Raw genomic sequence first — 21,628 nt, forward strand, 5'->3', positions numbered from 1 at the left:
ATGACGACGTCGTACAATCTCACCATCGCGCTGGCCGCACTCGCGGTGCTTGCAGCCACTGCGTCGGGCCAGGCCGAACCGGCCGCACCCAATTGCGTCTATGCGAGCAGGAGCTACAGCGACGGTGCGTTCCTGTGCGTACAGAAATCGGTCGCACTGATCTGCCGCTCGGACGGAGGACGCTTCACCTGGACGACCGTCACCGACAAGGATCTGGCCGATCGCTGCACGGCTCCGGCTGCCGCACCCGCCGCCCGCCCGCGTCACGCACGAGTCCGGACGGCCTATCGCGTGCATTACCGCAATCCCGCGATCGGCGCCGCCAAGTGTTTCGACTTCAACGGAAAGCGATATTGCGAGTGAAGTCGCCCGCGGGTTGACCCGCGCTCGGCCGGACTGCCGCCAGGCCAAGCCCTGATCACCCCGCAAGAAAAAAGCCCGGCCAAACGGCCGGGCTCTTGATGGGTTGCAATCGACGCGACGAGAAGCTTACGCGGCCTCGTCGGCGACGGTGGTGTCGTCGCCATCGGTCTCGTCAGTATCGCCCTCGGCATCCGTCTCACCTTCGGCGGCTTCGGACTTGGCGCCGGTGCGACGCGGGCTCTTGGCGAGCTGGGCCTCGATCTCCTTGACCGCTTCGGTCTCGGTCGAGTGCTGCACCACCGCGATCTCGCGCGACAGACGGTCGAGCGCCGCTTCATAAAGCTGGCGTTCGCTGTACGACTGCTCCGGCTGCGACTCCGAGCGATAGAGATCGCGCACGACTTCCGCGATCGCGACGATATCGCCCGAGTTGATCTTCGCTTCGTATTCCTGGGCGCGACGCGACCACATGGTACGCTTGACGCGGGCACGGCCCTTGAGCGTCTCGAGCGCCTTCTTGACGAGGGCGGGCTCGGACAGCTTGCGCATGCCGACGTTGGCGACCTTGGCGGTCGGAACGCGCAACGTCATCTTGTCCTTGATGAAGTTGATGACGAACAGCTCGAGCTTCGCGCCGGCGATCTCCTGCTCCTCGATGGCCAGGATCTGGCCAACGCCGTGAGCGGGATAGACGACGAATTCGTTGGCCTTGAAGCCCTGACGCTGGGTCACGACCTTCTTTTCCTCGACCTTCGGCGCAGGCGCAGCAGCCTTCACGACCGGCTTGGCGGCAGCGACGGGAGCCTTGGCAGGAGCAGCAGCAACAACAGGAGCCTTCGGCGCGACGGGCTTGGCAGCGGGAGCTTTGGCGGCAGCAGGCTTGGCAACGGTCGCTTTCGCGGCCGGTTTGGCAGTCTTGTGAGGCATTGCGCTTCTTTTGTTCTTCGAGGACTTTGCAGCCGGCGGCGCCTTCGCAGCGGTCCGACCCTTGGATGCGCTACGGCTGGCCGTGGCGACTTTTTTGGCCTCCTTATGGGAAGCCCTCGCTGAAGTACTCTTTTTACGCGTTTTCTGTGACACAGCCTGCGCGCGGAAACTGCCACGCCCCTGTTCGACATTTGGTTTCACGGGAACCCAACGGGGCCAACTGGGCTGACCGGGGGTTCAGCTTAATGTGCCCAATATAGCACATTTCCCGCAAAAATCAATGGTTTAGGGGTCTTCAGGGCTGGTTTTCGGCGCTACGGACGGTATTAGGGTTAAGTTTGGGCGGGATTTAGTCCCCGGAGCCCGGGTTCGGAGAAAAATATTTCTCGAACTTCCCTTCCTGACCGTCGAATTCCTTCGCGTCGGGGGGTGATTCTTTCTTCTGGGTGATGTTCGGCCAGGTCTTGGCGTAGTCGGCGTTGAGCTGGAGCCACTTTTCGAGGCCCGGTTCCGTGTCCGGCTTGATGGCGTCGGCTGGGCATTCCGGCTCGCACACGCCGCAGTCGATGCACTCGTCCGGGTGGATGATGAGCATGTTGTCGCCCTCGTAGAAACAGTCGACCGGGCAGACCTCGACGCAGTCGGTGTACTTGCACTTGATGCAGTTTTCAGTGACGACGTAAGTCATCCAACGCTCCGAAAAGCTTATTCAAAAGTCGCGGCTTGCGTAGCGCGGATGGCCCGGCGCTGCAAGGTCGGGAAGCCTCGATCATGACGGCTTTATGTGATTGATCGACCAAGAAATGAATTCAAAGCGCAATTAATTGCGCAGAGACGTTTGATTGCCTTCACCGAGCTCCTCGTAGAGCACGCGCGCCGAGGCCGCATCGCCGCGGCGCTCGTTGAAGCCTGTGACTTTCAACACGCGCACGGTGCGATCGAGCGCGACGGTGATGACGTCACCGATCTTGATCGCATGGCCCGGCGATCTCTCGCGCTCACCGTTGACACGGACGTGGCCGGACCCGACGAGTTCGGCCGCGGAGGTGCGCGCCTTCACGACGCGCGCGTGCCACAGCCATTTGTCGATGCGCTGCCGCTCGGTCGTCGTGGGATTACTCCTTGCGCCCCGAGAGCTGCTCCTTCAGCGCGGCGAGCTTTGCGAAGGGCGAGTTCGGATCGGCGGGACGATCGCGCTCGCGCGGGTTCGCGCTCGATGCGTAAGGACGCAGCGACGGTCCGCCCTGACGATCACGGCCACCCTTGTCACGGTCGCGACCACGATTGTCGCGGCCCTTGTCACGATCGCCGCCGAACTTCTTGTTGTCGCGATTGCGATCCTTGTCGCGGTCCTTGCCCTGGAAGCTGCGATTGCGGTCGTCGCGACCCTCGGGGCGAGGTGCGCCTTCAGCACCACCTTCGCGCGGCTTGCGGAAGTCCTTGGCCCCATCGCGGCGATGACCGCCGCCGTGACGATGACGCTCATTGCGCTTCTCACCGTCGGCGGATTGCGCAGCTCCGCCCTCGGCGGGCGCGGCGCCTGCTTCGGCACTGGCCTGCGGACGCTGGTTGTTGTTGTGACGCTGGTGGCGATGGCGCTCGTGACGCGGCTTGCGGTCCTCATGACGACCGCCCGGACGCCAGACCTCGACGAGTTCGGGCTCGGCGGGCGCAGCGGCGGCCTCGACAGGCGCGGCGGCATCGGGCGATGCGGCGGCTTCTGTTGCGGCGGTCTCGGCCGGAGCGGTTTCAGCGGCAGCCTCTTCAACAGCAGCCTCGGCGGGCGCAGCAGCTTCTTCCGCCGGCGGCGCGATGCCGGGGGCGTCTTCGGGCGTCACGGGCGTTTCAACTGACGCTTCGAGCGCCGGCTCTTCCCTTGCGGGCTCGTCGTGCTGCTCCATGCCGGGTGCGTCTTCGACGGTCACAGGCTCGGCGGCGGCCTCGATCGCGGTTTCGGCGGGTGCGGCAGCGTCTTCGGTCGCAGTCTCTGCATTCGCTTCAGCAACCGGCGTCTCGGCAGCGGGCGCAGCCACCGGCTTCACCGGCAGCGGCGGACGCTTCTCCATGCGATAGCCGAGCGCACGCAGCACCGAGGCAAAATCCTCGCCGGCAGAGCCGGTGAGCGAGGTCATCGCCTGCGTCACGACAAAGCTGCGGCCGTCGAACGCACCGGCGGGCTTTTCGCCGGGCGAGTTGTCGCGCCAGGCCAGCGCCGGGCGGATCAGATCGGCAAGGCGCTCCAGGATGTCGACGCGGACGGCGCGCTCGCCGGCCTGCTTGTAGCCGAGCACGCGATAGGCATCGCGCGGCAGCTGCTTGTCGACCGGGAACGAGGTGCGGCCTGACGAGGCCAGATGCTGCGCGCCCGAGAGCGAGGACAGATCGACATTGTCCTGCTTCAGCGCCCAGAGCAGTGCGGCCAGCGCACGCCCGGCGGGTTTGAGCAGGCCCGGGAAATAGATGTGATAGGCGCCGAAGCGGACGCCGTATTTGCGCAGCACGGCGCGCGAGGGCTGGTCGAGATCCTTCAGCTCGTTGGCGATCTTCGGACGTTCGAGCACGCCGAGCGCCTCGACGAGCTGGTAGGCGATGCCGCGGGCAATGCCGGTGACGTCCTCGGCCTTGGACAGCTCGAACATCGGCCCGAGCAGCTTTTCGATATGCGTCTTGAGCCAGAGCTCGAGGCGGGCCTGCACCTTCTCACGCGGCGCACCCGTGAGGCGCTCGTCGGAGATGATGCGGACGCGCGGATGCAGCGCCTCCTCTGCGGCGGACAGCCGCGCCACGGCATCACCGGTCCAGCGGATGATGCCTTCCGAGGTCAGCACGAACTGGTCGTCCGGCGCGTTGCCTAGCTTTTCGGCGCGCGCGTTGATCTCGCCGGCGAGCACCGCTTGCGCTGCAGCCTGCAAGGCTTTCGCATCCGAGCCTGCTTCCGCAGCGTCCGGTGCAAAGGTGAAGCCATCGAGGCGGCCGATGACATGGCCTTCGACGATGACTTCGCCGGTCTTGCCGATTTCAGTATTCAAGCTCGTGTTCTCCCGCAGGCGGCGCATCAATACACTGGTCCGGCGATCAACGAAACGCTCAGTCAAGCGTTCATGGAGCGCATCCGATAATTTATTTTCGACCTCGCGGGCGATCCCCTGCCAGCGTTCGGGGTCTCGCAGCCAGTCCGGGCGGTTGGCGACGAAGGTCCAGGTGCGAATCTGCGCGATCCGGGCCGACAGCGTGTCGATATCGCCGTCCGTGCGGTCGGCCTGGTCGATCTGGGCCGCGAACCAGGAATCGGGGATGCAGCCCTTCTGCATCAGGAAGCCGTACAGCGTCGTCACCAGCTCGGCATGGGCCGCCGGCGACAGTTTTCGGTAGTCCGGGACCTGGCAGGCCTCCCAGAGGCGTTCCACGGCGTCCTTGCCATGTGCGACATCGCGCACCTCGGCGTCGCGGGCGGCGTGGTCGAGCACGCGCATGTCTTCCGCGATCGGCGCGCGGGTCAGCGCCTCATGGCCGGGGCCGAGGTTCAGGGACACCTGGAGCGCGCCGAGCGAGGAGAAATCCAGCTTCGAATTGCGCCATTGCAGCATCTTGACGTTGTCGAAGGTGTGGTTCTGCAGCGCGTTGACGAGCTCGGGCTCGAACGGGGCGCAGCGGCCGGTGGTGCCGAAGGTGCCGTTGCGGGTGGCGCGGCCGGCACGGCCGGCAATCTGCGCGAATTCGGCCGGCGTCAGGCGGCGGAACTGGTAGCCGTCGAACTTGCGGTCGGAGGCGAAGGCGACGTGGTCGACGTCGAGATTGAGCCCCATGCCGACGGCGTCGGTGGCAACGAGATAATCGACCTCGCCGTTCTGGAACATCTCGACCTGCGCATTGCGGGTGCGGGGCGAGAGCGAGCCGAGCACCACCGCAGCGCCGCCATGCTGGCGCTTGATCAGCTCGGCAATGGCGTAGACCTCGTCGGCCGAGAACGCGACGATCGCGGTGCGGCGCGGCTGGCGCGTGATCTTGCGGTCGCCGGCGAATTCCAGCTGCGACAGGCGCGGCCGCGTGATCATGGACACGCCTGGCAGCAGCCGCTCGATGATCGGGCGCATGGTGGCCGCGCCCAGCAGCAGCGTCTCGTCGCGGCCGCGGCGGTTGAGCATGCGGTCGGTGAAGACGTGGCCGCGTTCGAGATCCGAGGCGATCTGGACCTCGTCGACGGCGAGGAAGGAGACGTCGAGATCCCTGGGCATCGCCTCGACGGTGGACACCCAATAGCGCGGGTTTCTCGGCTTGATCTTCTCCTCGCCGGTCACCAGCGCGACGGCCTCGCTGCCGACCCGGGCTGCAATCTTGTTGTAGACCTCGCGCGCGAGCAGGCGCAGCGGCAGGCCGATCATCCCCGAGGGATGCGCCAGCATCCGCTCGATGGCGAGATGGGTCTTGCCGGTGTTGGTCGGCCCGAGCACCGCAGTGACGCCAGCGCCGGGGAGCCGCTCGGAAGCGAAGGGGGAGGAGGAAAAGGGCATCTGGGGGATTAGGTAGTGCCGATTTGGGCGAATGTCAGTGCCGGATGGGGCGGGGTGGAGGCTCTCTGTCAGTCATGTCCCCGAACGCGGCAGTGGAGCCCCTTGCTCCGCTGTCATGCCCCGGCTTGACCGGGGCATCCAGTACGCCGCGGTCCGTCCGCTCAACCACAACTGCCCCGGCGTACTGGATCGCCCGGTCAAGCCGGGCGATGACGCCGTGGGAGTAGGAGCGGCTTCCAAAAATCCCGCGCAACTGTCTCACTTTGCGACGCTTTTCCCTGTGACCTTAAGCTTCGGAACGAGTCTAGAACGAATCGCGGCCGAATCGCTGACTCCCCGTTGAGTCCCGTTCCGTTCACGCAACATGTCGCGGGAGTCTCATTTGCTCCGCACTAGATGGAGTTTCGCCCTGCCGTACAAGCGACGATTTGATGACGGAAAGCGTTAAGTTGGGGACGGCGCGGAGTCGAATCAGAATCGGGGAGGAGTCAAATGGATTCCCGGTTTGGGGCTGCCTCTAACTCAATTGTGCGAAAACAACCCCATGCACAGTAGAGAAGTCATTGATTTTGTTGCATTCCATTCGCAGCGTGAGAGGCAACCCGTTGATCCGTCATCCTGAGGTGCGAGCGGAGCGAGCCTCGAAGGATGCGCGGCCTGGATCGGGCGGCTGGCGCGATTATTCCCTGGCGGCATAAGCCGGGCTGTCGCCCTTCGAGGCTCGCCGAAGAGGCGAGCACCTCAGGGTGACGGTCTGATAGGGGACTACGCGGCGAAAGACTTACTGCGTCTTCGCGACCTTGGGCGGCTGGGCTGAGGTCAGGAAGCTCGTCGCTTCCAGCATCGCCGGCCCCAAGGGCGTCGGGACCTTGAGCCAGAACGGCACCAGGATGCGCGTGCCGGCGACCGGCGCGAAGGCGATCTCGATGTTGCGCTGGGCGGCGAGGTATTTGATCACGGGCCGGTCGGGGATGTAGCCGGCGACCGGCACGAAATACAGCGAGCAGACCACGACCGGGCCCTTGTAGCCCTTCTCGGCCTTCACGGTCTCCATGCGCTTGAAATCGAGCTTGAGCTCGTAGCGCATGCGGCCGTCGAACACGGCGGCGCTGCCGTGGCAGGCGTCCGGCGACACGGGGTCGCCGGTGCCGGGCGCGCGCACCAGCGAGGCCGTCATCGGATCCCAGACGCCGCGGCGATGCGCGTCGGTGACGACGATACGGTCGGCATCGACGGGCGGCTCCGGCACGATGCCGAACTCCTTCACATTGCCCTTCTCGAGGGTGATGTGGATCTCTTCGGTCTTCTTCGAGGTGGTGGTGGAGGCCTGGTAGCCGGTCGCGACCAGCGCGCCGTTGACGACGCGGCCCTGCGAGGCGCCGGTGCCGGACCCGCCCGCGAACGATTTCAGCAGCCCCGAGGTGCCGCCGGAGGCCGCGGCCGCGAACACGTCGTCGCCGATATCGATATTCCAGGCGCCCTTGCCGACCGGAATGCCCGCCAGCGTCGCCTCATATTGCGCCTCGAGCTTGCCTTGCGCCGCCACGGGATCGGCCCCCCACGCCACCGCGAGCCCGCACAGGGCCGCGAAAGCCAGCCGGCCGGCACGGGGACTGACAAAGCCCCTGGGCAGTTGGAGGGTGGATGCGAGCACGAAACAGTCCAATCGGGGCGCGAACGGTTGTTACTTAAGCCAAAAACCGGGGCAGACAATGTGTCCGGGCGTATCAGGCGCGGAACTCCACCGGACTTTTCAGGGGCGATTGCGCCCTTTATGTGATGGTAAGGCGCGCTAATCATTGCCGTTTTGGTGATCGGGCGCCGCGGGGCAGGACCGCGCACTCTCTCCACGCCCTCCACTGTCATGCCCCGGCTCGACCGGGGCTTCCAGTACGCCGCGGCCCCTCGACTCGAGCTCCGCTGGTGGAATACTGGATCGCCCGGTCAGGCCGGGCGATGACATTTGTCGCAGGGCATGACGCGAGCATGAAAACCGCCCCAAAACCTTGACGTCCCGCCGCATCCCCCCTATACGTCCGCCGCTCCCTGCAAGGACGAAAGAATTAGCCCCCGTGGCGCCCCGAATGGCGGCCGCACTCAATGGGGGTTCGAACCTGAGGATTTCTACCATGTCTCGCCGCTGCGAACTGACGGCCAAGGGCCCCCTCGTCGGCCACAAGGTCAGCCACTCCAACATCAAGACCAAGCGCCGCTTCCTGCCGAACCTGGTCAACGTGACCTTCATCAGCGAAGCCCTGGAGCGCAACGTGCGCCTGCGCGTCTCCACCAACGCGGTGAAGAGCGTCGACCACAATGGCGGCCTCGACGCCTTCCTGCTCAAGGCCAAGGCCGACGTCCTGTCGCCGCGCGCCCTTGATCTGAAGCGCGCCATCCAGAAGAAGGTCGGCCCGACGACCGCGCCGGCGAAGAAGGCCAGCTGAGACAAGTTTTCGAATTAGGGCGGGGCTTGCGTCGGGTGGCGTAGGCTTGGCCGAGTAGAGTTTTGTGAAGCGGCCGGATCGGAAGATCCGGTCGTTTTTGTTTGTGCGAGCGGCGGCATTATACCTCTGCCTACCTTGCCCTGAATTCATTGCCCGCTATGATCGTAAAAAACGATAATTCAACTAGGGGGGCAATTGGTTGGGGCTCAACGTTGATGAATTGCGGGCTATCGCGCAGCAACGCGACCGATATCAAACGCAGCTGTCTCGCCTGAAGGCGACAGGCAAGCAAACGTCCTGCATTGAAGCGGCCGTTACCAGCGCCTGTGAGACCCTGGGCAGTAAGACGACATCATTCGTAATCTACGGCGAGCCACAGAGCGGCAAAACCGAGATGATGATTTGTCTCACAGCGAAGCTCTTGGATGACGGGCATCGAGTTGTGGTGCACCTCCTGAACGACAGCGTGCAGCTTCTCCAGCAAAACCTAGATCGCTTCCAGCGATCGAAGCTTTCACCTGCAGCTCGCAACTTCTCGGAAATTATCGACCCAGACTACTCACTATCGACAGGGTATCACGTCATTTTTTGCAAGAAGAACGCAAGCGACCTTACAAAACTGAACCAAAAGCTGGAGAAAATTGGCAGCAAGGTCATTGTGGACGATGAGGCTGACTTCGCAACGCCGAACGCTCTGATCAACAAGAGTGACGTAACGCGCATAAATGCCTTGATCAAAAAACTGATCAGCCACGATGGAATATACATCGGGGTCACAGCAACGCCAGCGCGGTTAGATTTGAACAATACGTTCGACAACGACAACGAGAAATGGGTCAATTTCCCGCCTCACGACGCCTACACAGGCCAGGACATTTTCTTCCCACTAGAGGCGGACGTGCAATTCTCGCTCCATGCGCTGCCCGACACCGATGACAGCCCAAAGTATTTACGTGAAGCGATCTTTCGATTTCTTGTGCGGGTCGCTGCTCTAAACTTGGCAGCCAAGTCCGACGAGAACTTCTCAATGCTCATCCACACGAGCGGGAAGAAACTCGATCATAAGTCCGATAAGAAACCCATCGACGACGCGATGAATGCACTGACGGATGTCCACTCTAAAAAATTCGAGAACTACACGCACGAGATAGACAAGATCGCAACCAAGCTGTACGGCCCAGAACAAGCCAGCAGCATTGTCGCTTATATCGTGAAGAACTGCGACCAAACCAGCACTGTCATTATGAATAGCGAGAGGGACAAGAACGTCGACTTCAAGTCGGCGACATCGCCAGCTGCAATGTTCACATTCGTAATTGGCGGCAACATCGTCTCCCGAGGGGTCACGTTCGACAATTTGCTTTCAATGTTTTTCACAAGGGACTCAAAGCACAAGATCCAGCAAGACACCTACATTCAGCGCGCTCGAATGTTCGGATCGAGAAAGAAGCATCTCCCCTACTTTGAACTCACCATTCCTCAGCAACTTTATCTCGATTGGCAACGCTGCTTCGCTTTTCACAAACTAGCCCTCGAGGCGATCAAGACCAAGAAGGGCTCCCCCGTCTGGCTGGCCGATCAAAGGATCGCCGCCGTCGCATCGAACAGCATTGATAAGGCTAACGTGCTCCTTGATAAGGGAGAGATGACGTTCCCAATCTTTGATTACTCTCCCGACGTTGAACAAATTATTGCGGGCACTAATGACCCCATCAGCAGCCTAAAGAGACTGCAAGAAAAAATCGGCAGCGACGCATTGCCCGACTATCTCATTAGCTACGTGCAGAGAATTCTTCCTAAGGGACCCGCTTCCATAGCGCTTCACAGTTCGAGCAAAATTGAAGGAATGAAAGACGCGGATCACGAGAAAATTGAGCGAAAGAAGGGTCTATTTGGTCAGGTCAAACGTGAGTTTCCCGAAGCCGTTCACCACTTCAAGATATTTCGGAACGAGAAGAACAAGGCGCGAGTGATTTATAAATTCGACGGCAACATCAGCTTTTTGAAGAATGTAAAAAATGTTGGATGAATACGAATTCTATCAAGGCGTCGTTTTGCGGCAACTTGCTGTGGGAAACGATTACTCTATGTCAGTCTCGTTCCGGCCATTTGTTCGAGAAGGGCGCGTAAATGCATTCGTTATGAACGGGCGCGTTGGCGTTTACATGAAGCATTCATCCAAACGAATGTCACCATGGCGCTTTACTTTCAATATCGACCAAGCCGCCGACCTTCTTGATCTGGAACACAAGTTTCCTGACTCATTTGTGGTTTTCGTTTGCGGAACGGATGGTCTCGTGACGCTCTCGTTCGCTGATTTGCACAGCATCGTCAGCTTCCAAGAGAGCGAGAACGCATGGGTCAGCATATCAAGGCCCCCGCGAACACAGTACGAACTGGCCGGAAATCGTGGTGAGCTGAAATACAAGGTTGCCCGAGGAATAGGTCTAATTCCCGAGACCCTGAGGGCGCGGGTGCGTGAGCGCTACGCCGCCAGCTAGGGCTGATCGCCCGATTTGCCCGCCTAACGTCAAAAAGCTAGCCATCTCGCCCCTCGCAAGAATCGCATTTATGAGCAACGCTTACACAAAGACTATTCAGCAAGCGCTTGGGCGCAATCCTGTCCATCCATTTCCGGCACGCATGGCCCCCGGCATCGCCCTAGATATTTTATCTAGCGAGCCAGGACGAATTAGAGTGCTGGATCCAATGATGGGCTCTGGCACCGTGCTCGCAATGGCTCGCGCAAGTGGCCATTCAGCGATCGGGATAGATATCGACCCTCTAGCTGTTCTGCTTTCGCGCGTTTGGACTACGGCGGTAGATCCTCGCGAAGTACGGCGCATAGCGGCGGCCGTATTGACGCGAGCGACGAAGCTATCTGACGCACTCCCGGTTCGGGACTGCTACCCCCGAACAGCCGACCTCGAAACCCGGAGGTTTATTCGATATTGGTTCGACCCGTTGGCACGGCGTCAACTGACAGCCTTGGCCTTCTCAATTCATGGAGTCAGGGACAATAAAGTAAGGGACGCTTTGTGGTGTGCATTCTCGCGCCTTATCATTACAAAGCAGGCAGGCGCCTCGCTAGCTATGGACTTGTCTCACAGCAGACCGCACCGAGCGTTCGAGACCGCCCCGATCAGGGCTTTCGACAAATTTCTCTCTGCCGTCGAGCTCGTTCTAAAGAGCTCCATTTCGCAAAACCAGAAGGAGCGCGGCCCCGCTACGATTACATCACAGGGAGACGCCCGGAAGCTCCCGATCTCTAGTAGGACCATCGACCTTGTCCTGACCTCACCTCCCTACCTCAATGCAATTGACTACATGCGCTGCAGTAAATTTTCCTTGGTCTGGATGGGACACACAATCGGAGAGCTAGGGGATATTCGGACCGACAGCGTTGGCACCGAGTGCGGCGACCGCAATGCCGTCGGCGACAAGGAAATTGGAAAAATCATTTCTGACCTGCGCTTAACACCTAAATTGGCGCCCCGACATCAAGCAATACTCGCCCGTTACGTGGATGACATGATGGGAGCTGTACGCGAAGCCGCCCGGGTTCTGTCGCCGGGAGGGAGGGCCGTCTACGTTGTAGGAGAGAATACAATTCGCGGGACGTTCATCCCCAACGCCAAGATCGTCGCTGCGGTGGCCGAGCGATCGGGTTTGCAGACCGAACGACGCCATGCCCGCACGCTTCCTGCGAATAGACGATACCTCCCTCCTCCGGCGCCAAAACATCCAACCGATTCGATGGATGGCCGAATGCGCCGGGAGGTAATTCTTTCGTTCATTAAGCCATAGCCGCCCAAATGGACGCATTCGAACAAGTCGTTGCAGAAATCCTCTGGCTGCAGGGTGGGCGTTGGGGGTCCAATTGCTCTTTGTGAATAACAGCGACGATTGAACGACAGGTTATTCTTCGGTGACACTCCATTTTCCGCTATGGCAGCATCACCCGGAGGCACACCTCATGGACCACCCGTTCTGACCCGAGCCGAAACACCTCGTCTTCTGCTGTGATGCACCGGCAATGAGATTCGAAGAATATCTCCAACGTCCGAAGCTCTATCGCTGCCTGCGCAAGACTGACAAGTCTCGCTTCCCCGCCTCCCCTACCCCCGAAAATCAATGCTCCGCAGCACGATCCCCGGCGGGGTGCCCTCGAACTCCGTGGCCTGATACTTCCGGCCCGTGCAGGCTTCGATGCGCTCGCGCAGGCGGATGAACTGCTCTTCGCGCTCGCTCGGCCGCGCGCGCGGGCCGCGTTCGAGGTCGTCCATCGCGGAGGTCGAGATCGCGCAGGCGACCTCCCGCTCGCCGTCCTGCATCGAGAACTGGACGATGCCGCGGTCCTGGTCGTGGCCGATGAAGCGGCTGGTCGTGAGTGTCATGGGGTTACTCCTGGACTGCGCGCGCCGGCCCGGCCTGGTGCGCAATTGCGCACGGGGAGCTGGGACCCATTCCCCGGTCGGTTTGATTCAAGCACGCCGTGGCACGTGCAACTGCAACAACTCAATTCCGTGGCGATGGGTCCCGGATCTGCGCTTCGCTTGTCCGGGACGACACCGGTGCGGCGGCCGTCAGTCGTCCTGGTGCTCCCCCGAGAGCCGGACGAAATCGTCGAGCAGCGCCGCCACCAGCGCGCGGTGGCGGGTGTCCTCAGTGGGCAGGCTCGCGGCATAGAGGTTGAGCAGATGGCGCGCCTTCACCGCGGCCTCCGGCCACGACAGCGCGGGCACCGTCAGCATGCGATTTTCGAGCTCGGCCTCGCGCTCGCGCAACTCCCTGACCTGGGACTCGACGTCGGCCAGCGCGCGGCGCAGATCGGTCGCCTTCTGGGCGGCCATGCCGCGATGCTTGTCGAGCTCGACCGGGATGTCGGTCATTGGCGGTGCTCGCGGTCGGCGGTCTGCGCAGCGGCGAGGTCGACGGAGCCGATCGCGAGCCGCTCGGTGGCGCCGCGCACAGTTTCTGCCGGCACGGTGATCAAGGTGGCGACGCGGCGCCAGACCGGGAAGGACAGTCCCTCGATCGTCTCCTCGTCGGTGACGACCTCATAGCGGCCCGCGGGCAATTCGCGCCCGATGCCGCGGATGTGGAAGGGATGCATGAAGGTGACGGTTTCGTGCCGCGAACGGATGGACATGCGCGCCTGCCTTTTGTCGCAAGTGGCCCCCAACCGACGCCGACTGCCGCGACCATGCGCCCATTGCCCGGCAATAGCCAACGCTTTCTTCTGCCGCACCTGCGCATCGCCTGCTTTAGCGCTCGCTATTGCCCCGCCGTGGGCGCACGATGCGTGAAGGGATGCTGCCAGCGGACGAACCGAGCGAACTCGAACCCCGGAGGAGACCGACATCATGGCCAAGGGACAGCAACGCAGCAATCGCGAAACCAAGAAGCCGAAGAAGGACAAGGTCAAGACGAACGCCGCGGCACCGAGCCGCAAGGAGGCGGCGTGGCAGCCGGAGATCGGCTCGGGGAAGAAGAAGTAGGGGCTGCGTTTCCTTCTCCCCTTGCGGGAGAAGGTGCCTTGCCGAAGGCAAGGCGGATGAGGGGTTGTTTCCCGGAATTCCGACGCGCTGGATTCACCCGCGCAGAGAGACCCCTCACCCGTCTCAATCGCGCTGCGCGCGATTGATCCACCCTCTCCCCGGTCTGAACACCCGCAAGGGGAGAGGGAAAGGGGCCCGTCGTCTCTTCCCCGTCGCGCTTTTTTGCTATACTCGCCCCGGTAGCATCACCGGGAGGGGCTGACCTGTGGAGCACGACGACCCGCATCGACCTAAATCCGAGCCGAAGAACCTCGTCATCTGCTGTGACGGCACCGGCAACGAGATCTCCGAGAACATCTCCAACGTCCTGAAGCTCTATCGCTGCCTGCGCAAGACCGACAAGACGCAGCCGCGGCAGATGGTGTTTTACGATCCGGGCGTCGGCACGGTGACGGAGCCTTCGACGTGGCACCAGATCAAGGCCGACGTCAATCTGGTGCTGGGGCTCGCCACCGGCTACGGGCTCGACGACAACGTGCTGTCGGCCTATTGCTTCCTGGTCGAGCATTATGCGCCCGGCGACAGGATCTACCTGTTCGGCTTTTCGCGCGGCGCCTACACGGTGCGCGTGCTGGCGGGGCTGATCCACAAGATCGGCCTGATCTCGCCGGAGCAGGCGAACCTCGCAGGCTCCGGCCTCGTCGCCTACAAGCAATATTCCGGCACCGGGCGCGGCAACGACGTCGAGGACCTCAAAGACGTCGATTTCGACGAGCAGGGGCCGCTGCCGAAGGACGAATTCGACCTCGCCGCGCAATTCGCGCGCATCACCTCGACGCGCTGGGCGACTATCCATTTCATCGGCGTCTGGGACACGGTGGCGAGCGTGATCGTGCCGCGGCGCGACAATTTCTTCTTCGTGTTCAGCCTGGAGGAGCTCGCCTTCACGCTGCGCAATCCGAGCGTCAGGACCTTCCGGCAGGCGATCGCGATCGACGAGCAGCGCTGCATGTTCCGCCTGAAACAATACGAGGAGCCGCAGGATTATTGGAGCAACCGCTACGTGCCCGACGAGAAGAAAGTGCCGCAGGACATCCTGCAGGTGTGGTTCGCCGGCGTGCACAGCGACGTCGGCGGCGGCTATCCCGAGGCCGAGAGCGGCGAGTCCAAATATCCGCTGATCTGGATGATCGCCGAGGCGGAAAAGGCCGGGCTCAACTTCAACAAGCGCACCGTGAACCAGCTCGCCTGGGGCATCCAGCGCAAGAACTCGCCGTTCAAATACGTTCCGCCCGAATACACCGGGAAGGTGGGCCAGCTGCACGATTCGATGACGCCGGGCTGGCGCGTGCTGGAGTGCATTCCGAAGAGCGCGAAGTACAAGGAATGGCCGGAGCGGAAGGTGGTGCTGGGCTTCTACATCCCCTGCTGCGAGCCGCGCGTCATCCCCGAGGGCGCTCATGTGCATGAGAGCGTGGTGAAGCGGATGGCGGTGGAGCCGGGGTATCGGCCGGTGAATCTGCCGGCGCGGTATGAGACGGTGCCGATGCCGGTGCCGCCGGGGGTGGAGGGGGTGGAAGCCTCGTAGAGCGTACGCTCATCATGCGCGACAACATGTCTCGCCGCCGATCCGCCTGTTCGCGCAGAGATTGTGAACTGCTTCATGCGCATCGACGCACCGCGTTTCCTATCCTCCCGCTGCCCCCATCCGAGGGACATCACGCAGGGAGAGGTTCTCATGACGAAGTTCGCAGTTCCCATCGCACTCGGCATTGCCGCCGCGCTGCTGTGCACCGTCACGGCGGAGGCCGCCGGCAACAAGCATTACGGCGTGGTCTGCCTGAAGAACGACACCAGGGCCAACATCGCCTATTCGTTCAAGCTCGGAGACAGCGGCTGGACAAGTCGGTTCCTGGCGCCCGGCGACCGCTGGAAGTTCTCACATCGCTACGACATTTCGAACGAGAACTCATCGCCCTCGATCCATGTCCGCTACGACGCAGACGCCTCGGGCCGCAAATTCTCGCAATCCAAGAAGCTCGAGCGGCGCGCCGCCGTCGGAGACACCTGCCAGGAAGCGAACGTCTACGCCTTCCAGTACGAGGCCGCCAACCGCAGCTTCATCACACTGGAGCGGACGCCTTAGTGGGACGATCGCGTCCGCCACGTCAGGCAGGGCCGAGGTTGCGGCGGGCTACCCGGCTACCGCCGCATTCTCCATTCGCGGCAGCTTTTCATTAAAATTCTCTGCCTCGCCTTAGCCGGATCGCATCATCTGCATTCCATCATCGGGACCAACCAGCCGCCGCGAGACCTGCGGAAATTGGAGGAGAGTGCCAATGCATCCGCGCCGACATGCCCGCGTCAAACCCGCAGGCCTGGTGTCCCGCCAGGCCAAGATCATCACCGACCCGCGCGCGCCGGTGATTGTCTGCACGCTGATCGACTATTCGCCCGGCGGGGCCTGCGTCGATCTCGGCGGACAGGTGAAGATCCCCGATCGCTTCGAGCTGCTGCACGTCAACACGAAAAAGCGCTGCCGCATCGCGTGGAAGCGCGGGACGCGCGTGGGCGTGGTGTTCTGAGGGAAAGCGCCGCCCTATTTCCGCATTCTGGCCTTCGCACCCGCGACGATCTGCATGGCTACGCCGGCGACCCAGCCGAACAGCACGAGCCAGGCGAAGCCGGTGTCCGGCTCCAGCCGCAGCACGATGACGCCGACGGAGGCAAGTGCTGCGAGCGCGGCGCAGAGGGTGCCGGCGGAGCTCAGTAACTCCGCGGCGTCGATGGCGCTGTGTTCCTCGTCGAACGGAAGCTGCGGCGTGTCGATGCCGAGATAGAAGCCGATGGCGCCCAGCGCCATCATGAGCAGCAGAAAGCCCTGCGTCGTCAGGTGCGAGATCGCCGAGCCCACATAGGCGCCGACGAACAATCCGCACGCCGCCCCCGCCATCGCGAGGCCCACGCGCTCGAGCACATGGGCAGTCTTGCGAACGCGAAACCGCATGATCGGCCTCCGTGAAGCCCCGGATGCGCGGAGGTTAGGCCAGTTTTGCGGTGCGTGGAAGGTGTGGAGAGTTACGGATGCGTGAGGGGGCGCGACCTGGACGTGTGGCACACGCCTGCCTCCCCATCGTCATTGCGAGCGCAGCGAAGCAATCCAGAGTGTTTCCGCGGAGAAAATCTGGATTGCTTCGTCGCAAGGGCTCCTCGCAATGACGCGTGTGTGGCCATACCGTCGCGCCACACGCGCGCTCACCGCGCTCCGAACGTGGTCTTGCCGAACAGCGCCTTTTGCGTCGAGGGCTGCGAGCGCCAGAATTGCGGAGGCGCGTCGACCTCGCCGCCGAGCTCGGCGCCGGCGTGCCAGCCCCAGCGCGGGTCGTAGAGCATGCCGCGGGCGAGCGCGACCATGTCGGCCTTGCCGCTCGCGACGATCTCCTCGGCGTGCTTGCCTTCGGTGATCAGGCCGACGGCCATGGTGGGCAGGCCGGTCTCGCGCTTGATGGCTTCCGCGAACTGGACCTGGTAGCCGGGGCCGAGCGGAATCTTCTGCAGCGGCGAGACGCCGCCGGAGGAGGCATCGATCCAGTCGACGCCGCGCGCCTTCAGCGCCTTGGCGAATGCGATCGTCTGCGCCAGATCCCAGCCGCCCTCGACCCAGTCGGTCGACGACACCCGCATGCCGACCGGCCTGTCGGACGGGAACACGGCGCGCACCGCGTCGTAGACCTCCAGCGGAAAGCGCATGCGGTTCTCAAGCGAGCCGCCATATTCGTCGGTGCGTTTGTTGGAGATCGGCGACAGGAACTGATGCATGAGATAGCCGTGCGCGCCATGCAGCTCGATCGCGTCGATGCCGAGCCGCGCCGCGCGCTTCGCGCTGTCGACGAAGGCGTCGCGGATGCGCTTGAGGCCGGCTGCATCCAGCGCCAGCGGCGCGGCTTCGCCCTCCTTGTGCGGCAGCGCCGACGGCGCGACCGTCTGCCAGCCGCCTTCGCTGAGCGGAATCAGCTGGCCGCCGTCCCAGGGCCGCGCGCTGGAGGCTTTGCGGCCCGCATGCGCGAGCTGCATCGCGATCGCCGTGGTCGAATGCTTGCGCACGGAGGTGAGGATCTGCTTCAGCGCCGCTTCGGCGGCATCGCTGTAGAGCCCGAGGCAGCCCGGCGTGATGCGGCCGATCGCCTCGACATGGGTCGCCTCGATGCAGAACATCGACGCGCCCGACAGCGCCAGATTGTTGATGTGGGTGAAGTGCCAGTCGGTGGGAACGCCGTCGTCGGCCGAATACTGGCACATCGGCGACACGATGATGCGGTTCTTCAACGTCAGGCCGCGCAGCTTGATCGGGGAAAACAGGGCGCTCATGCGGGGAGTTCCGGAGGATGAGAGGAATGGAAGCAATTGCATGAAGTGTAGTCGCCCGACGGCGAATTGCCAGTTGCGTGGTCGGCATGGCCGCCCGAAGCGCCATGCATTGCGGTGAGGGTCTGGCGGGCCCTACTCCACCAGCGTGAACTGCAGCAGCAGCGTGCGCTGGAGCATCGAGAAATTGTCGTCGGAGACCAGCGTCAGCACGGTCTCGCCCTCCGCCGTCACATGGGCGTCGATGCCTTCCATGTTGTCGACCTCGTGGCCGAGATCGGCGGCGAACAGCGCGGGGCCGTCGACCAGCGCGTTCGGCGCGATCGACTTCAGCGGGATCGCGCGGATGCGGATGTTGATGCCGGTGAACCAGGAGAACTTGCGTTCGAGGATGAGAAGATCGCCGGAGGGCAGCAGCGTGGCGTCCGAGATGTCGAACTTGTCGGTGCGGCGCACGCTGAACTGGCCGGGCGACGGGCCGCCGATCAGGAAGGCTGTCAGATTGCCGTCGGCATCGAGCCCGCGCTCGGAGAACGCGATCAGCGTGCCCGCGAGCGGCTGGCCTTTGGGGACTGCGACCATCGCCTCGAGCCCCTTGTTGGTGGGCAGCTTGCGCAACGCCGGCGGCGTCGGCAGCAGCTCACCGCGGGCGCTGGTGCCGCCTTTGGCGAAGTCGTAGCGCATGATCTGGTTGACGCGCTCGAGCCCGACATAGACGAGGTTGCCGTCGCGCGCGAGCGACTCGGTATCGTACCAGAGCCGCTTTTCCGTGATCGGCCGCCCCTCGGCGTTGAGCATCGGCGCGGCCTCGACGTCGTCGAGCGCGACCATCTTGCCGCCGGCATAACGAATGCTGCCGGTGAACCAGCCGCCCTGGTCGGAGATCGCGAGGAAGCGCTCGCCCTTCGCATCGAGCCGGATGCCGGACAGGCCGCCGAAGCCGCGATAGGGCGAGGTTAAAACGAGACCGCTGCGATATTGCAACGAGCCGAAGCGCACCCGCGAGCGATCACGCGGTTCGAAACTGGGAATCTGGCGTGCGTTGACCTCGACGCCGGTCCGCTCGGCGACGCCGTGCTCCACCTGCAAGACGCGCGGCGGCGGCTCGGTCGTGGGCTGCGCCTGCGCGACGCGGGACAATGCGAAAGTGGAAAATCCCGCCGCCGCGTGGGCAATGAAGCTGCGGCGGGATCGATGGTTGCTCACGAATGCAGTTTGCGTCGCGGGCGACCGGCCGGCTGCGTGGGCGCGGTGTTGGTCTCGCTGAAGAGTTCAGCGAGCTTTTCGGTGATGGCGCCACCGAGCTCTTCGGCGTCCACGATCGTCACCGCGCGGCGGTAGTAGCGCGTCACGTCGTGGCCGATGCCGATCGCGATCAGCTCGACCGGCGAGCGGGTCTCGATTTCCTCGATGATGTGGCGCAGGTGCCGCTCGAGATAGTTGCCGGGATTGACCGACAGCGTGGAATCGTCGACCGGCGCACCGTCCGAGATCATCATCAGGATCTTGCGCTGCTCGGGCCGGCCGAGCAGACGCTTGTGCGCCCAGTCGAGCGCCTCACCGTCGATATTCTCTTTCAGCAGACCCTCGCGCATCATCAGGCCGAGGTTCTTTCGCGCACGGCGCCAGGGAGCGTCGGCGGATTTGTAGATGATGTGCCTGAGATCGTTGAGACGGCCGGGACTGGCCGGCTTGCCGGCGGCAAGCCACGCCTCACGCGATTGCCCGCCCTTCCAGGCGCGCGTGGTGAAGCCGAGAATCTCGACCTTGACGCCGCAACGCTCCAGTGTGCGCGCGAGAATGTCGGCGCAGGTCGCGGCGACCGTGATCGGGCGTCCGCGCATCGAGCCGGAATTGTCGAGCAGCAGCGTCACCACGGTGTCGCGGAACGTCGCCTCCTTCTCGTGCATGAAGGACAGCGGGTGATAGGGATCGGTCACCACGCGCGACAGGCGCGCGGGGTCGAGGATGCCCTCTTCGAGATCGAAATCCCAGGCGCGGTTCTGCTGCGCCATCAGGCGCCGCTGCAGCCGGTTGGCGAGGCGGGCGACGATGCCCTGCAGATGCGCGAGCTGCTTGTCGAGATAGGCGCGCAGGCGCTCCAGCTCGTCATGGTCGCAGAGATCCTCGGCGGCGATGACCTCGTCGAATTTCGGCGCGAAAGCGTGATATTCCGGCCCGCGCGGCTCGTTCTTGCCGTGCGAGTTCGGACGCGTCGCCTCGCCCGGCGTCTCGTCGTCACCGAGCTCGCCGTCGTCGAACGTGTCCGAGGTCGAGGCCTGCGCGCTTTCCATCGCGCTGTCACTCATCTCTTCCGAGGACGCCTGTGCCTGGTCGGCGCTCATCTCCTGCGCGGCATCGGAATCGGGGGACCCTTCCGCGCCGGACTGATCGTTGTCGCCGTCCTGGTTCTCGTCGTTATCGTCATTGTCTTCGCTGTCAGCGCCACGCTCGTCGCCGAGCTCGAGCGCGGTCAGCAGATCATGCACGGCGTCGCCGAACCTGGTCTGGTCCTCGACGAGGTTATCGAGCCGGTCGAGCCGCTTGCCGATCTTGTCTTCGAGAATCGGCCGCCAGAGATCGACCATCTTCTTCGCGGCCGCCGGCGGCGCCATGCCGGTCAGGCGCTCGCGCACCAGCATCGCCAGCGCGTCGGCCAGCGGCGCATCGGCGCGGTCGGTGATCTCGTCGAACTTGCCGCGATGGAAATGATCGTCGAGCATCGCGGTGAGGTTCTTGGCAACGCCCGCCATGCGGCGCGCGCCGATCGCCTCGACGCGGGCCTGCTCCACCGCCTCGAACACGCCGCGCGCCTGCGGATTGCCCGGCATCAGCTTGCGATGCAGCTTGGCGTCGTGACAGGCGATCTTGAGCGCGATGGAATCGGCATGGCCGCGCACGATCGCGGCGTCGCGCTTGGTCATCTTGCGCGCCGGCTCGGGCAGCCGCGCCTTGCCGGGCGCCAGGCCCGGGCGCTCGGCAGCAAAGCTGACGTCGAGCTCGGGCGCTTTCGCGATCGCCTTCAGGCAGGAGGCGACCGAGCGCTTGAACGGCTCGGTCGGCGCTTCCTTGGTGTTACGGAATTTGGAATTTGATGATGATGTGCTCATAGCGACTTCGTAAACGAGTGGCGCGTCACGCCGCCGGGATAGCCCTTGAGGGTGCCGAATTCCGCGTACCCTTGGGTACGATAGAAGCCCGGCGCCTGGAAACTCATCGTGTCGACATGGGCCTGGACCGCGCCCTGTCGTCTTGCCTCGTCCTCGATCGCCGCGATCAGCTTCGTGCCTAAACCCTTGCCGCGCTGTTTCTGGTCGATCCAGAAATACTGGATGAACAGAACCGTGGCCCAGAGATGCCCGACGATGCCGCCGACGATCTTGCGGCCGTCCTTCAAGGAGACCGCGATGCTTTTGACCCTCTGCTTGCCAAAGTGCTCGTCGTTATAGGCGCCGAGCCCGGCGAGCACAGCCTTCTTGGTGGTCCCAATGGTGCGCTCGACGGTGATGGTTGGCATGGT

At 63.3% G+C, this 21,628-nt stretch carries 21 protein-coding genes; 8 read left to right on the plus strand and 13 right to left on the minus strand.

Features of this window, described 5'->3' with window-relative positions; genetic code table 11:
• Entirely contained in the window at positions 1–363 is a 363-nt protein-coding gene (locus AB7532_RS33760; RefSeq protein ID WP_441238967.1) for a DUF1496 domain-containing protein, read from the plus strand.
• A 126-nt stretch (positions 364–489) separates the two neighbouring features.
• Here AB7532_RS33760 and AB7532_RS33765 read toward each other — a convergent pair whose 3' ends face one another.
• The 5 genes from AB7532_RS33765 to AB7532_RS33785 all read right to left on the minus strand — a co-directional run bounded on the left by AB7532_RS33765 (position 490) and on the right by AB7532_RS33785 (position 7,398).
• Positions 490–1,290, minus strand: a complete 801-nt coding sequence (locus tag AB7532_RS33765; RefSeq protein WP_441238968.1) for a CarD family transcriptional regulator — start codon at positions 1,288–1,290, stop codon at positions 490–492.
• Between the two features lie 349 nt (positions 1,291–1,639).
• A complete protein-coding gene (gene fdxA, locus AB7532_RS33770; protein ID WP_441238969.1) occupies positions 1,640–1,978 on the minus strand; it encodes a ferredoxin FdxA in 339 nt (112 codons plus the stop codon).
• A 132-nt stretch (positions 1,979–2,110) separates the two neighbouring features.
• On the minus strand, positions 2,111–2,380 hold the full coding sequence (locus tag AB7532_RS33775; protein ID WP_441239413.1) for an RNA-binding S4 domain-containing protein: 270 nt from the start codon (positions 2,378–2,380) through the stop codon (positions 2,111–2,113).
• Between the two features lie 25 nt (positions 2,381–2,405).
• On the minus strand, positions 2,406–5,801 hold the full coding sequence (locus AB7532_RS33780; protein WP_441238970.1) for a helicase-related protein: 3,396 nt from the start codon (positions 5,799–5,801) through the stop codon (positions 2,406–2,408).
• Positions 5,802–6,582: 781 nt separating this feature from the next.
• Positions 6,583–7,398, minus strand: a complete 816-nt coding sequence (locus tag AB7532_RS33785) for a DUF3108 domain-containing protein (protein ID WP_441239414.1) — start codon at positions 7,396–7,398, stop codon at positions 6,583–6,585.
• Between the two features lie 532 nt (positions 7,399–7,930).
• Between AB7532_RS33785 and rpmB the strand changes: the two genes are divergently transcribed.
• The 3 genes from rpmB to AB7532_RS33800 all read left to right on the plus strand — a co-directional run bounded on the left by rpmB (position 7,931) and on the right by AB7532_RS33800 (position 10,743).
• Complete coding sequence (gene rpmB / locus AB7532_RS33790) at positions 7,931–8,242, plus strand: 50S ribosomal protein L28 (RefSeq protein WP_441238971.1); 312 nt, start codon at positions 7,931–7,933, stop codon at positions 8,240–8,242.
• Between the two features lie 199 nt (positions 8,243–8,441).
• Complete coding sequence (locus tag AB7532_RS33795; RefSeq protein ID WP_441238972.1) at positions 8,442–10,271, plus strand: Z1 domain-containing protein; 1,830 nt, start codon at positions 8,442–8,444, stop codon at positions 10,269–10,271.
• Entirely contained in the window at positions 10,261–10,743 is a 483-nt protein-coding gene (locus tag AB7532_RS33800) for a hypothetical protein (protein ID WP_441238973.1), read from the plus strand. The genes AB7532_RS33795 and AB7532_RS33800 overlap by 11 nt, the downstream gene beginning before the upstream one ends.
• A 1,617-nt stretch (positions 10,744–12,360) precedes the next feature.
• Here the strand turns inward: AB7532_RS33800 and AB7532_RS33805 are convergent.
• The 3 genes from AB7532_RS33805 to AB7532_RS33815 form a co-directional block, all read right to left on the minus strand.
• Positions 12,361–12,639: a DUF1488 family protein gene (locus tag AB7532_RS33805; protein WP_441238974.1), complete on the minus strand. Its 279-nt coding sequence runs from the start codon at positions 12,637–12,639 to the stop codon at positions 12,361–12,363.
• A gap of 189 nt (positions 12,640–12,828) precedes the next feature.
• Positions 12,829–13,134 carry a hypothetical protein gene (locus tag AB7532_RS33810; RefSeq protein WP_441238975.1) on the minus strand — a complete coding sequence of 102 codons (306 nt, stop codon included), beginning with the start codon at positions 13,132–13,134 and terminating at the stop codon, positions 12,829–12,831.
• Entirely contained in the window at positions 13,131–13,394 is a 264-nt protein-coding gene (locus tag AB7532_RS33815) for a hypothetical protein (protein WP_441238976.1), read from the minus strand. The genes AB7532_RS33810 and AB7532_RS33815 overlap by 4 nt, the downstream gene beginning before the upstream one ends.
• Before the next feature lie 214 nt (positions 13,395–13,608).
• Between AB7532_RS33815 and AB7532_RS33820 the strand changes: the two genes are divergently transcribed.
• The 4 genes from AB7532_RS33820 (at position 13,609) to AB7532_RS33835 (ending at position 16,328) form a co-directional block, all read left to right on the plus strand.
• A complete protein-coding gene (locus AB7532_RS33820) occupies positions 13,609–13,743 on the plus strand; it encodes a hypothetical protein (RefSeq protein ID WP_441238977.1) in 135 nt (44 codons plus the stop codon).
• Between the two features lie 265 nt (positions 13,744–14,008).
• Positions 14,009–15,331: a DUF2235 domain-containing protein gene (locus tag AB7532_RS33825; RefSeq protein ID WP_441238978.1), complete on the plus strand. Its 1,323-nt coding sequence runs from the start codon at positions 14,009–14,011 to the stop codon at positions 15,329–15,331.
• A 150-nt stretch (positions 15,332–15,481) separates the two neighbouring features.
• Positions 15,482–15,889, plus strand: coding sequence for a hypothetical protein (locus tag AB7532_RS33830; protein WP_441238979.1), 408 nt, complete (start codon positions 15,482–15,484; stop codon positions 15,887–15,889).
• Between the two features lie 193 nt (positions 15,890–16,082).
• Positions 16,083–16,328: a PilZ domain-containing protein gene (locus AB7532_RS33835; RefSeq protein ID WP_164987974.1), complete on the plus strand. Its 246-nt coding sequence runs from the start codon at positions 16,083–16,085 to the stop codon at positions 16,326–16,328.
• A 14-nt stretch (positions 16,329–16,342) separates the two neighbouring features.
• Here AB7532_RS33835 and AB7532_RS33840 read toward each other — a convergent pair whose 3' ends face one another.
• From AB7532_RS33840 to AB7532_RS33860, 5 genes are all read right to left on the minus strand, one after another.
• Positions 16,343–16,750, minus strand: a complete 408-nt coding sequence (locus AB7532_RS33840) for a hypothetical protein (protein WP_441238980.1) — start codon at positions 16,748–16,750, stop codon at positions 16,343–16,345.
• Between the two features lie 248 nt (positions 16,751–16,998).
• Positions 16,999–18,111, minus strand: a complete 1,113-nt coding sequence (locus tag AB7532_RS33845) for an NADH:flavin oxidoreductase/NADH oxidase (RefSeq protein ID WP_441238981.1) — start codon at positions 18,109–18,111, stop codon at positions 16,999–17,001.
• Positions 18,112–18,243: 132 nt separating this feature from the next.
• Positions 18,244–19,314 carry an esterase-like activity of phytase family protein gene (locus AB7532_RS33850; protein ID WP_441238982.1) on the minus strand — a complete coding sequence of 357 codons (1,071 nt, stop codon included), beginning with the start codon at positions 19,312–19,314 and terminating at the stop codon, positions 18,244–18,246.
• Entirely contained in the window at positions 19,311–21,218 is a 1,908-nt protein-coding gene (gene cobT / locus AB7532_RS33855) for a cobaltochelatase subunit CobT (RefSeq protein ID WP_441238983.1), read from the minus strand. The genes AB7532_RS33850 and cobT overlap by 4 nt, the downstream gene beginning before the upstream one ends.
• Positions 21,215–21,625: a GNAT family N-acetyltransferase gene (locus AB7532_RS33860; RefSeq protein ID WP_441238984.1), complete on the minus strand. Its 411-nt coding sequence runs from the start codon at positions 21,623–21,625 to the stop codon at positions 21,215–21,217. Before AB7532_RS33860 ends, cobT begins: the two co-directional genes overlap by 4 nt.
• Positions 21,626–21,628: the final 3 nt, after the last annotated feature.

Origin of the sequence: Bradyrhizobium sp. 930_D9_N1_4 (assembly GCF_052076015.1) — a bacterium.
Taxonomy (GTDB): domain Bacteria; phylum Pseudomonadota; class Alphaproteobacteria; order Rhizobiales; family Xanthobacteraceae; genus Bradyrhizobium.